The sequence below is a fragment of the Halobellus sp. GM3 genome (genome assembly GCF_052545375.1).
Genome location: NZ_JBQWLT010000001.1, coordinates 1 through 13,147, shown reverse-complemented (window position 1 = coordinate 13,147; position 13,147 = coordinate 1). Strand labels below are relative to the sequence as shown.

Sequence of the window (13,147 nt, the reverse complement as noted above, 5' to 3'; positions counted from 1 at the left end):
ACCTCGGGAGTCAGTCACTGGCCCGGGTGCGCGCCTCGGGAGTCCCCGCGCTCGGTCAGGGGACCTCACCGTTCTCGATTTCTCCGGCAAGCTTCTTCCACCGTCGCCCCGCTTCGCGAGCGCCCTCCTCGTACGCTTCGGGAACCACGTGATACGGGGGCCGAGCCGGTCCGGCGGCGATGTACCCCGCCTCGCTCATCCGGGCCTTCTGGAGCGGGATGTTGTAGGTTCGGAAGGTCCGCATATCGCCCTCGGGAATCATCGGCCAGTTCGCCTCCGCGAGGCGATCGGTGATCTCTTCTGCAGCGTCCATATCACCCGAAAAGACGGCCTCCCGAAGTGCGACTGCGGGGGCAGGATCACAGGAGGCGCTCCCGCACCAGAACGCGGTGGCGTGCTCCGGCAGCTGCTGGTAGGCCTCCACCCACTTGTGTTCGAGCGTCATCACCCGCATCTTCCCTTTCACTCGCTCGAATATCTTCGGGTAGTCCTCATCCAAGGTGATGTACTTCGTCCCCACGATCTGCGGGATCTCTGCGAGCCGCTCCCACAGGTCGAGGTCGAACTCGTTTTTGAACGCCGTTGGGTTGTAATACAGGACGATACCCAGCTCGGGGACGGACTCGGCAACGTCTCGGTAGAACTCAAGGGTGGCTTCCGCAGACAGTTTACACCACATCGGTCGGCCGAGCAGCAACCCATCCGCACCGACGTCACGGGCGAACTCCGCGCGGTCGATCGTTTTCCGGGTGTTCAGCGTCGTCGGACCGGCCAGCACCGGCACCTCGCCGTCGACGGCGTCGACGACCGCCTGAGTGAACATCCGCCACTCCTCGTCGGTGAGGGTTGCGCCCTCTCCGAACGTTCCGTTGATCATGATCGCATCCACACCGTCACGGGCGAGCGCTTTCGCCCCGCGTCGGGACTCCTCGAGATTCAGCGAGTACGTCGTCTCCGGGTCCGTCGCGTCTTCGACGGCCGGTGTCGGCATTATCGAGTACACTCCCCGGACGTCCTCGTATGTCAACCGCTGTGAAGGCATACCTGCGAATTTAGCAACAACGTATATAAATATATCCCATCAGCGTCCGGCGGGTCCGCTATCCCTCTACACTGAACGCGATACCGTGCCCCTAGTCAGCGCGGGACCGCAGAACGGAATCCCGGTGTCGTGGCTATCGGTCTCTCGAGGGGAAACCGAAATCGGAATGGACGAATCGCGCGTCGGATCGGCCGCTTACGAACCGTCGGTGATGGATTCGGGGATGTCGATACCGCCCCACGCCGAGAGGTCCTCCTGACCCATGAACCCGGTGATCGTGTGGTAGTCCGTCGGAGAGTTATCGTTGAGTGTCGCCATCTCCGTACTGATCTCGAAGCGGTTTCCGCCCGGCTCCCAGAAGTAGGCGAACACGTTGTTGCCGATGTTGTGCCGGCTGATGCCGATCTCGAGTCGAACACCGGCTTGACCGATGTTGTCGATGAAGCGCGTCATATGGTCGACGTTGTCTGCCTGCCACCCGATGTGGTTCAGCGTCACGCCGGGCTCCATCGCACGGATGAGACCGAGGTCGTGGTGAAAGTCCCCGTACCGGGTGAACGCCAGCATCGTGTCGCCGTCCTCGTTCTCGACGACGTCGGAGATCTTGAAATCGAGGTTCTCTTCGAGGAACTCCACGTCAGCCTCGATGTCGCTGGAGTAGACGTTGTGGTGGTCGAGGTCCTTAGGGACAGTACCCGAGTTCGGGACCCGCGCGTCCGCGGAGTGCCAGTACTCGTTGTCGGCGACGAGTACCAGTTCCATCGTGTGACCGCTCGGGAGCTCGAAGCGGACCGACTCCTCGACGTTGGGTTCGTCCGCGCCCTCTCGTCGAACGTCGACGCCGTTTTCCTCCATCCGGCTCTCGTACTCCGCCAGCGTCTCGGAGTCCTCGACGCGGATCGAGAAGTGCTCAATACCGGTCCCGCCCTCCTCGATGGCCAGATCGTAGTTCTCGTCGTAGCCGCAACCGAGGTAGACGACGCCGTCCCGCCGATCGATTTCCTTCAGGTCCATAACCCCGGTATAGAACTCGTACGCCTCGTCGAGATCGTCGACGAGCAACTTCGCATGCTCGGCTTTGGATACGTCCGTCATACATCTCGAATGTCGATTAAATATATTTAAACATACCGATCCACTGGTCACTCACTGCCGGGTGGGTTCAGTCGACCGAGATGCCGCCGTCGACGTTGATGTCGGCCCCGTGGACAAACGACGCCTCAGAGCTGGCGAGAAACGTCGCGACGCGTGCGACCTCCTCGGGATCTCCTGCTCGCCCCGCCGGAGTGTCACCGACGATGCGCTGGACCCGTTCGGGCGCGCCTTCGAACTGTTCGGCCGTCATCGCGGTGTCGACGAATCCGGGACAGATAGCGTTCGCGCGGATCTCGGGTCCGTAATCGTGCGAGAGCTGTTTCGTGAAGCCGAGGACACCGTGCTTCGAGGACGTGTACGCGGCACCGCCACCCCCGGCCGCCTTCGCCGCGACGGAGGCCGTGTTGATCACCACACCCTCGCCGTCGCCGTCACGGAGGTGCGGCAGTGCCGCTCTCGTCATCAGGAACACCCCGGTGAGGTTCACACCGAGTACGGTCTCCCAGAGCTCCTCGGAGGTCTCCCCCGCGGGCGTGAAGTCGTCGAGGACGCCGGCGTTGTTGCAGAGCACATCGACCGTCGCGAACGCGTCGACAGTCCGCTGGAGTATTTCGTCCACGCGATCAGCGTCGGACACGTCCCCGACCACACCCAGCACGTCGCCGGCGTCGTGCGTTTCAATTCGAATGTCCGTGACAGCCTCGTCGATGTCGACGGCGACGACCGATGCGCCCTCGGCCGCGAACGCCGACACCATCTCTCGTCCGATACCCGACGCGGCACCCGTGACCACGACGGTACTCTCGGAAAGTTCGACCATACGCGTCGGTCTCGGTATCCCGACTAAAGCTTTTCCCGAGCGGTTCGTGCCGAGCGGACGCGAAATCGGCCCCCGAACCGACGGATCCGAACGATCGAAGCCGGAGTAATCGACCGCGATCAGAGCCCCGGAATCGGCGGCTCGCGGGGCAGGATAGTCGGGAGCTACTCCATCCCTTCGGGAAGCTCGATGAATTCGATGAAGTTCCCGTCGGGGTCGCGCCCGTAGACGATTTCGGCGCCGTTCTCGACGGTCTGCGGCTCGTTGACGAACTCGACGCCGGATCGGAGTTCGTCGTATTCCGCTTGGAGATCGTCGACCTCGAAACACAGGTGTGTGACGCCGATATCGACGCCGGAGGACTGCTCGTGGACGTTCTCGTTGTCGGGGCTGGCGTACGAGATCAGTTCGATTTTGAATTCGCCGGTGTCGACGAAAGCCAGTTCGCCCTCGATGCCCTCGACGCCGACGATGTCGCTCTGAACGTCGCTCATCGGGATGCGCATATCGACCTCGAACCCGAGCGTGTCGCGGTAGAACTCGAGAGCGGTGTCGATATCCGATACATTCACTCCTTGGTGGTGTGCTGTCAGTGTCATAGGTCTCGTTGGATTGGGGTCACTTGCAGGTCGTCAGTTCGACGACCACGCTTTACGCAACTCGATGACGTGTAATTTATGTTTCGGTATTAGGCCCGTTGACGAGGATCTCGAGCGCGTTACCACCCAGGACCTTCTCGACGTCGGGCGGTGAACAGACGTCGCTGACGGCGTCGACGAACTTGCGGAAGGTGGACTCCGCTCTCGTCTCGTACGGGAAGTCAGTCGCAAAGAGGAAGTTCGATGCCGGGAGCGTCTCGAGGGTCCGCCGTATCGGCGCTCGTTCGCCGAAGTATCCGGAGCTATCCAAGTAGACTCGCTCGGCGAACTGCGCCTCGAACTCGGCGGGGGACTTGAGTCCGTCCAGACCCGGCCACCGACCCTCGTCGAGTTGCAGACGTACGCGGGGGAGCATACTCGAGAGATTACCGCCGGTGTGGTGAAAGACGAGGGTCAGGTTGGGATACCGATCGTAGACACCCTCGTGAATGACTTTGCAGATGCTAGATGCGAGCGCGGCCTCGCGACCGAAGATCGCGTTGAGCTGCCACGCGTCATCGAGGACGGGCTCGCCGAGCGAGTCGTGGAGCTTCGGGTGGACGAGAATCGGCGCGCCGGTTCGGTCTGCAACCTCGAGCATCGGCTCGACTGTCTCATCCAGAAGGCCGATCCCGTCCGAAGTTGTCTCGAGGGCACCGCCGTGATAGCCCATCTCCAGCGCTCGCTCGAATTCGGCTGCGGCAGCCTCACCGCCGGCGGCGGTGGGAAGACTCGCCAACCCGAGGAACGGCTCGTGGGCGTCGACGATCTCGAACAGCGCATCGTTCGCGGCGGCGGCGGTCGCCGCGTCTTCCGATCCCATATAGAAGGGTTGCGAGAGGACCGCATAGTCGACGCCAGCCGCCCGATACCGCTGTTTGATCGTGTCCGTGTCGCTGCAGATCGGATTCCCGTCCGCGTCGTCGATGAAGTCGTGGATCGGCCGCATCGGCCCGGGCTGTTCTGGGTGATAATGCGCGCCGAAATCTACGATCGGTTGTGACATCCGGATCGCCGTACGCTCCGGGGGATTATCGAACTACCGGTGCCCGCGGTCCAACACATATTACCCTGAAGGATTTGTATAGTACAAAGATTTTTGCTACTGCGTGCGAAAGGTACCCAAAATGAACCGGGAAACGGACGTTCGCCAGCTAAAGACCGTCGATCGGGCGTGTCGGATCATCGAGTACCTGCGGGAGAACGACGAAGCGAGACTCTCGGAGATCGCAGAGGCGATCGACCTCACCCCGGGAACGGTCCATACGTACCTCGCGACCCTCGAATCGAACAATTTGATCGATCGGAATGACGGTCGGTACCGACTGGGACTGGAGTTCATTCCGATCGGCAACAAGGTGCGGGTGCAGACGGACCTGCTTCGCGTGGGCAAAGAACATCTGGAGAAGCTGGCGTATGAACACGATTCGATCGCTCACCTGAGTACGATCTCCGGTCGCGGCCTCATCATCCTCCACGAGGCGGTCGCTCAGAACGCCATTGGCAAGGAGTTTCACATACGGAAGATCGAACAGATCGAGACGACGATCCACTGCACTGCCGCGGGGAAGGCGATCCTGGCCCATCTCCCCGAACCGGAGGTCCGGGCCATAATCGAGGAGATCGGTCTTCCGAAGTACACGTCTCACACGATCACCGATATCGGATCGCTGATGGAGGAACTCGAAGAGGTGAGAGAGCAGGGGTTCGCGCTGAACGACGAGGAGGTGACAAAGGGACACCGGGCGGTGGGAGCGCCGATCACGCGTGACGACGGCAGCATCGAGGGCGCGATCAGTATCTCCGGGCCGGCTAACTACTGGAAAGACAGGCTGTTCCGCGAGGAGCTTCCTCGGTCGGTCATCCGATCGGCGAACAACATCGAAATGGAGATCCATTCGAATCCGATGTTGTGAATGTTCGTATATTACAATAGACGAACGCGTCTGAAGCGGCTCATCGAGAACTCGCATTCTGCACGCCGTATTCGCAGCTCCACGCTCTCATCGAGTCCCGCACTTCGTACAGGGATTACAGCGTTATAGTTGTAATAGATTGTTTGAGGACAGATATCATTTCGCACACGTATTTGTCATATACAAACCCGTCGGGGCTCGAAACGCTCGGGACAGACGACTGTGCTCTCTCAGCGGGACTGACCGCTATCGGTGTTGTGAGCAGCGAAGGGCGGATTCGGCAGTCAGGGTCAGTCTTCGACGAAGGCGACCGGGCGAGCCCAGCCAGCGCTCCCGCCGGCGATCTTGACGGGGAACGTGACGATCGGGACGCCCGTACGCCGCGGAAGCTCGTCGAAGTTAGCCATTTTCTCGATGTGGGTGTACTCCCGTTCGCGGCCGACGAAGTGAGCGGGCCAGAGCTCGCTGCTGTCACCGCTTTCGACGAACCGTTCCGCCATCGATTCGAAGGGTTTGTCGAAGCCGTAGGCGTCGGTTCCGATGACCGTCACGCCCCGATCGAGGATATACTCGGTGGCTTCGGACCCCATTCCCGGAAAGTCAGTGAGGTACTCAGGCGTTCCCCAGAGTTCGTCCGCACCCGTCTCGATGAGGACAATTTCGCCCTCACCGAGCTCGTGATCCAGCTCTTCGAGCTGTGCTTCGACCTCCGCGGCGGCGATCTCGCTGCCGGCCTCCTTCCACGTGAAGTCGAGAACCACCGCTTCCCCCACGAACCACTCCAGCGGGAGCTCGTCGATCGTGGGGGCCGGTTCGCCGTCGACAGTCGGCCCGAAGTGCCACGGCGCGTCGACGTGCGTGCCCGTGTGCGTCATCGTCTCGATCGCTTCGTCCGCCAAGGCGATCCCGTCCGGGAAGTCCATCGCGGAGACGTCATAGCCCATCTCGCGCAGTTTCTCCGAGATATTCTGTGCCCCCGTCTGGTGGTCGTCGTAGTCGATCGATGGGGGCCACGGTTCGCTCTCGGAGTCGGGCTCGATTCCAATACTCAGGTCGATGAGACGAGCGTCCGTCGGAAACATCACGTGAGTCCTCGACGAGGAACGCCTTGATACTATCGGCGGGTTTTCCGAGAGGGGACGGCTGGCCCTAGCCGTGCAAGACGATGTGCGCGTCCAGCGCACGCGCACCCGCTGGAGAGACAAAAACCGGGTTCACGTCGATCTCGGCGATCTCTTCGCGGTTTTCGAGGAGGTCACCGACTGCGGTGACGACATCGGCCAGCGCCCCGACGTCCGCAGGCGGGCGGCCGCGGTATCCCTCGAGTAGCGGCGCCGCCCGGAGTTCGTCGATGGCGTCACGCGCGGTCGCCGGAGACAACGGGGCGAGTCGGTGGGCCGTATCCTCGTATATCTCCGCGAAGACGCCCCCGAGCCCGACGAGTACGCTGGGACCGAACGAGGGATTCCTCGACCCGCCAACGATGATCTCCGTGCCAGCGTCGAGGTCGGCGCTCTCTTCGATCAGGACTGACGCGTCGACGCCTTGCTCGTCCGCCTCCTCGAGGATCGCACTCGCAGCTGACGCCGCCGCGTCGGGCGTGTCGATACCGGTCTGGACGCCGATTCCACCGCCCCATTCGCTTTTGTGAGCCACGCTGGATGTCGAGAGTTTGGCCACCACCGGCCCGCCGATGCGCTCGGCGGCCTCGGCCGCGGTCGACGCGGAGGACACAACCTCGAAATCCGGGACATCGACCCCGTATGCCTCGAGAAGACGCTTGGATTCGGGTTCGGTCAGCGTCGTGCGACCTGCCGCAAGCGCCGCGACGATGGGATCGTCAGTCATCGGTCGTTCCCCTCCCCGACGACGCGTTGTCGCGCAGCGTATTCGATCGCTGCCGCCGCCGCGTCGGCCCCGCGCTCGACCGAGGGGAAGGCGGGTATCCCGACCGATTCGAGCTCCGAGAGGTCCTCGCGGATCTCGTCCTCGGGGCCGTTGGTCGCGAACAGTACCGGCGTTCCAGTCTCCTCGGGGAGTGATGAGAGGGCGTCGGCGTGGAATCCGACGGCGGGCTCGTATACCTGATAGACGAGGACGACGTCGATCGCGTCGTCGCTGGCGACGTGGGCGACGACGTCGCTGAATTCCGGCATCGGTCGACCCGTGTCAACAGGATTTCCCGAAAAGGTGATGCCCGGTAGAATCGCGTCGATGGATTCCGAGGTCGCGTCGTCGAACGATGGCAGCTCCGCACCAGCGGCCTTCAATCGGTCGGCAGCGATGATCCCCGGTCCCGCCTGCGCGGTGACGACGCCCACGTTCGGCCCATCGATAGGCCCAGCTTTCGCAAGCGTGACCCCCACATCCAGAAGGCGTGTCGTCGACGAGGCCGTAGCGATGCCGTGCTGGCGGAACCCTCCCACGTATAGTTCGTGGTCGCCGGTTAGCGCCCCGGTGTGGGAGGCGGCAAAGTCGTTGACATCTTCTTGACCGACTTTGTACACCGCGACCGGCGTGTCCGCGGCCTCACAGACCTCTAGCAGGCCCCGGGCGTCGTCGGTCCCCTCTAGGTGGAGTACGATCGCGTCGGTCTCCTCGTCGGCGTCGAAGTACTCGATAACGGAGTTGAAGCCGACGTTCGCGCGGTTACCAAGGCCCACCATCGCTGAGAGACCGCGGCCCTCACTCACCGCTTGGAACGCCAGTGCCGTCCCGACGCCGCCGCTCTGGGCAACGACCGCGACGTTCCCGTGCTCGACGCGGTCCGTCCCGTCGACGAAGTGCGTGTACAGTCCCGATCGAGGGACGAGGAAGCCGCTGGTGTTGGGCCCGAGGATCGAAATCCCGCGTTCGTCGGCAATCTCGGTCACCGCCCGCTGGAGCGATTCGCCCTCCTCACCCGCCTCGGCGAAGCCGCCGCCGTAGATGACAGCAGCTCCGACACCCGCCGTGCCGCAGTCTTCCATCACGTCCGGAGTGACCGGAGCGGGAAGACAGAGCAGCGCCAGATCGACCTGCTTCGGTACGTCAGTCACCGATTCGTGGAATGGCCGTCCGAATAATTCTCCGTCGCTGTTCGGATTGACGGGGAAGACGTCGCCGTCGAATCCTCCGAGATTCGCCAGTACCTCGTGGCCGATTTTTTCCGGGGACTTCGACGCGCCGATAACGGCGACAGTCTCCGGACTGAAGAGAGCGTTCAACGCCATCGACCGGTCATTGTCAGACTGTTAGTATAATAGTTGCCCATCGCGCCCCTATGAGTCCCGGACCATCGCGGCAGCCGCGCCTATCCAACGACATATTTTTATATGTTTTTGCTGAACGGGGAAGTATGGCAGACTTGCAGCGGATAGAGCACGCCAGCGTCCACGTCGAGGACCTCGAGGAGGCGACCGAATTCTACACCGACGCGATGGGACTCGTGGAGGTGGCCCGCGAAAACGGGACTGTGTACCTCGGGACCGGGCTGACGGAAAACTTCGAGCTCGCGGTGACCGAAGGCGGCACCGGAATCGAGCACTTCGCCGTGCGGGCCGACAGCGCAGACCTCGTCGACGAGTACGAAGGAGAACTCGGGGCGCGGGGAGTCGAGACCGAGCGAGTCGACGGCGACGAACCCGGACAGGAGGCCGGTGTACGCTTCGAGATGCCGTCGGGCGTACCGATGGAAATCGTCACCGTCGCCGACGAGGACTACCCCCACGGAAACATCTCGCTTCCCAGCCGGGCCGGTCAGGCGCCGTCCTCGATCGATCACGTCCAGTTTTTCACGCCGGACATCGACGCCGATCTCGGGTTCCTTCGAGACACCATCGGGATGGCCGTCTCCGACATCGCCGGGCCGATGGACGACCTCGAGGTCGCGTTCGCGCGGTGTAACACCCTTCACCACGACGTCGCATTGAAGCAGATGCCCGAAGGCGGGCCGGATCATACGAGCCTCCACCACGTCGCGTGGGGGTTCGACGACATCGGCCACCTGAAGCTGTTTCTCGACACCGTCAGCGGCCGAGGGATGGATTTCGAACGCGGTATCGGCCGCCATTACGCTGGTAACAACCTCTATGCGTACATCTGGGAGCCCGGCGGCAACCGATTCGAGCTCTGTGCGGAGATGGCCGTCGTCAAGACCGACGAACCCGACCACGCGGAGGACTACCTGTCAGCGACGACGGCGTGGGGGCCTGACCCGCCGGCATCGTTTGACGAGGGATCGGGACTCGTACAGAAGTAACGCTACCGAGGGATCCAGCTACTGATTCCAGCGGATCGCTACCGAAGCGATCGAACGAACCGGTAGAATTAATTTATGCGGATTAATTTTCTAAAATAGATGACGCCAACACGTAGTGATCAGGATACCGCCGGGGAGCCGTTAACCGTCCTCATCGTCGGTGCTGGTCCGGTCGGTATGAGTGCGGCCCTCGCGCTCGATGCGCGCGGAGTCGACGTCGCGATCTTGGAAGCCGAATCGAAGGACCGAGAACGGCCGGGCACGAGAGCGGACTACATCCACGGGTCCACGCTCGCAATCCTCGAAGCCGCCCATCCGGGACTGGGCGAACGGATCGTCGAGGACGGGCTGATGCTTCCGAGACGCCGGACGTGCTGGAAAGGGAGAGAGGTGTACTCGAAACAGTTCCCGGTCCCCGATAGCCCCGACGAACTCGACGGCCTCCCCCATTCGACGCGCATTCCACAGCCCGTCATCGAGGACTATATGATCGACGCACTCGAGGAACGCTCGGTCCCGATTTACTGGGATTCACCCGTCGAGACGGTCGACAGTACCGAGGAGGGCGTCCGCGTCGAGACGAGGGACGGCCGGACGTGGAACGTCCCGTACGTGATCGGCACCGACGGTGCCGGCTCGACCGTGCGCAAGGAGATCGGAGTCAGTATGTCGGGATCGGAGTCGCCGAACACGTTCTTGATCATCGACGTCGACGAGATTTCGGAGGATCCACTGGACCCCGTGCTGACGTTCCATTACGGGCACCCGGACGTCGACGGACGAAACGTCCTGATCGCCCCGTTCAAAGGCGGCTGGCGCGTCGACCTCACGCTCCGGACTTCAGACGACGTGGAGATGATGACGAGCGATGAAAACGTCCGAGAATTCGTCGCGGCAACGCTGGGTGAGCGCTATGCCGACCACATCGCGTGGGTGACGACCTACCAGTTCAAGCACGTCACCGCCGATCGGTTTATCGACGAGGACAAACGCGTCCTCTTGGCAGGCGATTCGGCACATCTCCTCGCGCCGTTCGGGGGCCGAGGGATGAACTCCGGGATCCACGACGCGGACCTCGCGGCGTGGGCAGTCGCCGGCGCGCTCAACGCCGAGACGCGCGAACTCGCTGACCGCGACATCGAAAACTACGCCCGGATCCGCGAGGAGGCAGCCGACTGGAACACGAGCGCCGCCAAACAGGCCTTCGAGCACATTTACAGTGACCGCTTCACGCCCAACGCCAAGAAGTGGCTGGCGGCGCAGCTCGGACGGGTTTCGGGCCGCGCCGGCGCGTGGCTGGATAAGGCCCACTTCGGCCCCCACGAGAGTCCCCCGATTCACACCACCGGCAAGTTCTGATTCGATCGCGGCGATCGTTCACGGGGATGTCCCCTCCGAGCACTGTCCTGTTGCGGCGGCTCGACGAAGACTGCTCCACGCCAGAGCGGTCCGCAAATTTCGGTCCGATGATCGATTCGGTATCGTTCACTAACCATAACACATACTTAGCTCGATCCAGTACTCCCAGTTGGATGAAACCAGTTCGCATAGCTGGTGTAGGGTTGACGCCGTTCGGCGAGCACCCGAACCAGACCAGCCGAGACCTCTTTGCAGAAGCCGCGAAAGCGGCCGTAGCTGACGCTGGGGTCCCACGGAGCGACGTCGATCAGCTCTGTCTAGGGAACTTCGTCGGCGACGTCGCAGAGCGTCAGGGACATCAGGCGCCACTGATGGCGGACGCCGCCGGAATCGACGCCCCGGCGACCCGGTTCGAGAACGCCTGTGCGTCCGGCGGCACGGCGATTCGGGGTGCGCTGCGAGCGATCCGCAGCGGGGAGGCGGACGTAGTGCTCGTCGGCGGCGTCGAAAAGATGACGTCGCTCGATACGCCGCACGTCACGGGGGCGCTCGCGATGGCCGCCGACGACCTCTTCGAGAGCCGGACCGGACTGACGTTCCCCGGTGCGTACGCCCTGATGGCGCGGGCGTACTTCGAGACGTACGGGGGGACCCACGATGCGCTGGCCGCCATTGCGGTGAAGAACCACGCCAACGCCACCGTGAATGAGTACGCGCAGTTCCGGAGCGAAATCACGGTCGAAGACGTTCTTGACGCGCCGACGATCGCCGATCCGCTGGGGCTGTATGACTCCTGCCCCGTGACCGACGGTGCGGCGGCAGCGGTCCTGGTCAGCGAGGCATACGCCGATGACCGCTCGGTGGACGCGCCGGTCGTGATCTCCGGGTCCGGACAGGGCGGTGACTCGCTCGCGTTGCAGGACAGATCGTCGCTGTGTCGGGCGCCCGCAACCGAGACGGCAGCCGCAGAAGCGTACGACGAGGCGGGAGTCGAGCCCGAAGACGTGGACGTAGTCGAAGTCCACGACTGCTTCACGATCGCGGAGGTGCTCGCGATCGAAGGGCTTGGATTCTACGAGCCCGGTAGTGGCATCGAGGCGGCGGCGAGCGGTGAAACGACGATGGACGGCGATCTCCCGGTGAACCTCTCTGGCGGCCTGAAGGCGAAGGGACACCCTGTCGGGGCGACCGGCGTGGCACAGCTCGTCGAAATGACGCGGCTACTCCGCGGCGATCACCCCCGGAGCGACGTCGTCAGCGACGCACAAACGGGCGTTGCTCACAACGCGGGCGGAACAGTCGCCAGCGCGACTGTTCACGTGCTCCAGGTGGAGCAATGAGCGACATCGAACACGCGAGTCACGGCGAGTGGCTAGAGGCGATCGCTGCTAACGACGCTTTTGCGCTCGTCTGCCCGAACGGTCATACGTGGCTGCCGCCGCGACGTGCCTGTTCGCGGTGCGGAGCGACTGATTTCGATCGGCGGCCGCTCCCGGACAAGGGGAGTATCGAGACGTACACTGAAATTTGCGTCCTGCCACCCCGGTACGAATACCGAGACGCCGTCGGTGTCGCCATCGCGGAGTTCGGCGGCGTTCGGATTACCGGCCGGCTCTCCGATGGCGCGTTTGAGTCCCTCGAACCGGGGACGCCCGTCGAACTGAGCATCGGAGACGTGGGAACGACCGACGAGCAAACCGTCGTGTTCTGTCCGCCGTCGCGGAACCGCTGAGGCACTGTGCAGATTAGCTGGGTGAAGCAGTCGGCGAACGCTCGTAGCTACGTTTCAGTGGTTGGTGGACCGACGAAGTAAGGATATAATTTCAATGATGATTTCTCAATAGTATAATTTTGAATAACTTTTTTCTGAATCGGCACTGTCTAGTTAGCGTAGATTGAGGAACGAGCAGGTCGTTGAGTATCTTATCCAGAGATGCTCGCAGACCTGCTCAACGAGGACTTAGACGGTGAGTTAGATGAATGTTGGGAGCGTGAGCGGACGGCGACGCCCGTCAGGGCGTTCGCCGTCCGGCTCCA

13 protein-coding genes and 1 pseudogene are annotated in these 13,147 nt (G+C 62.7%); 6 read left to right on the top strand and 8 right to left on the bottom strand.

Annotated elements, in window-relative coordinates; all coding sequences use genetic code 11:
- Window positions 1–55 precede the first annotated feature (55 nt).
- The 5 genes from ACT3HL_RS00070 to ACT3HL_RS00050 form a co-directional block, all read right to left on the bottom strand.
- Window positions 56–1,042, bottom strand: a complete 987-nt coding sequence (locus ACT3HL_RS00070) for a dihydrodipicolinate synthase family protein (RefSeq protein ID WP_445084772.1) — start codon at window positions 1,040–1,042, stop codon at window positions 56–58.
- 195 nt (window positions 1,043–1,237) lie between these two features.
- Window positions 1,238–2,137, bottom strand: a complete 900-nt coding sequence (locus tag ACT3HL_RS00065; protein WP_445084771.1) for a VOC family protein — start codon at window positions 2,135–2,137, stop codon at window positions 1,238–1,240.
- 67 nt (window positions 2,138–2,204) lie between these two features.
- Window positions 2,205–2,957 (bottom strand): glucose 1-dehydrogenase, encoded by a 753-nt coding sequence (locus tag ACT3HL_RS00060; RefSeq protein WP_445084770.1) that lies wholly within the window; start codon window positions 2,955–2,957, stop codon window positions 2,205–2,207.
- A 164-nt stretch (window positions 2,958–3,121) separates the two neighbouring features.
- Entirely contained in the window at window positions 3,122–3,556 is a 435-nt protein-coding gene (locus ACT3HL_RS00055) for a VOC family protein (protein WP_445084769.1), read from the bottom strand.
- Between the two features lie 76 nt (window positions 3,557–3,632).
- Window positions 3,633–4,601, bottom strand: a complete 969-nt coding sequence (locus ACT3HL_RS00050) for an amidohydrolase family protein (protein ID WP_445084768.1) — start codon at window positions 4,599–4,601, stop codon at window positions 3,633–3,635.
- Between the two features lie 121 nt (window positions 4,602–4,722).
- Between ACT3HL_RS00050 and ACT3HL_RS00045 the strand changes: the two genes are divergently transcribed.
- Window positions 4,723–5,511: an IclR family transcriptional regulator domain-containing protein gene (locus ACT3HL_RS00045; RefSeq protein ID WP_445084767.1), complete on the top strand. Its 789-nt coding sequence runs from the start codon at window positions 4,723–4,725 to the stop codon at window positions 5,509–5,511.
- A 290-nt stretch (window positions 5,512–5,801) separates the two neighbouring features.
- Here ACT3HL_RS00045 and ACT3HL_RS00040 read toward each other — a convergent pair whose 3' ends face one another.
- The 3 genes from ACT3HL_RS00040 to ACT3HL_RS00030 form a co-directional block, all read right to left on the bottom strand.
- Window positions 5,802–6,593: a cyclase family protein gene (locus ACT3HL_RS00040; RefSeq protein ID WP_445084766.1), complete on the bottom strand. Its 792-nt coding sequence runs from the start codon at window positions 6,591–6,593 to the stop codon at window positions 5,802–5,804.
- 67 nt (window positions 6,594–6,660) lie between these two features.
- Window positions 6,661–7,359, bottom strand: a complete 699-nt coding sequence (locus ACT3HL_RS00035) for an acetate--CoA ligase family protein (RefSeq protein ID WP_445084765.1) — start codon at window positions 7,357–7,359, stop codon at window positions 6,661–6,663.
- The gene (locus ACT3HL_RS00030) at window positions 7,356–8,723 is read right to left on the bottom strand and encodes a CoA-binding protein (protein WP_445084764.1); all 1,368 of its coding nucleotides are present in this window, start codon (window positions 8,721–8,723) and stop codon (window positions 7,356–7,358) included. Before ACT3HL_RS00030 ends, ACT3HL_RS00035 begins: the two co-directional genes overlap by 4 nt.
- A 125-nt stretch (window positions 8,724–8,848) precedes the next feature.
- Between ACT3HL_RS00030 and ACT3HL_RS00025 the strand changes: the two genes are divergently transcribed.
- The 5 genes and pseudogenes from ACT3HL_RS00025 to ACT3HL_RS00005 form a co-directional block, all read left to right on the top strand.
- Complete coding sequence (locus ACT3HL_RS00025) at window positions 8,849–9,751, top strand: VOC family protein (RefSeq protein ID WP_445084763.1); 903 nt, start codon at window positions 8,849–8,851, stop codon at window positions 9,749–9,751.
- Window positions 9,752–9,850: 99 nt separating this feature from the next.
- Window positions 9,851–11,110: an FAD-dependent monooxygenase gene (locus tag ACT3HL_RS00020; RefSeq protein ID WP_445084762.1), complete on the top strand. Its 1,260-nt coding sequence runs from the start codon at window positions 9,851–9,853 to the stop codon at window positions 11,108–11,110.
- A gap of 173 nt (window positions 11,111–11,283) precedes the next feature.
- Window positions 11,284–12,450 (top strand): thiolase domain-containing protein, encoded by a 1,167-nt coding sequence (locus ACT3HL_RS00015; protein WP_445084761.1) that lies wholly within the window; start codon window positions 11,284–11,286, stop codon window positions 12,448–12,450.
- Window positions 12,447–12,842, top strand: coding sequence for an OB-fold domain-containing protein (locus ACT3HL_RS00010; RefSeq protein ID WP_445084760.1), 396 nt, complete (start codon window positions 12,447–12,449; stop codon window positions 12,840–12,842). Before ACT3HL_RS00015 ends, ACT3HL_RS00010 begins: the two co-directional genes overlap by 4 nt.
- A gap of 201 nt (window positions 12,843–13,043) precedes the next feature.
- Window positions 13,044–13,147, top strand: a pseudogene (locus ACT3HL_RS00005) (IS6 family transposase); the annotation flags it as partial.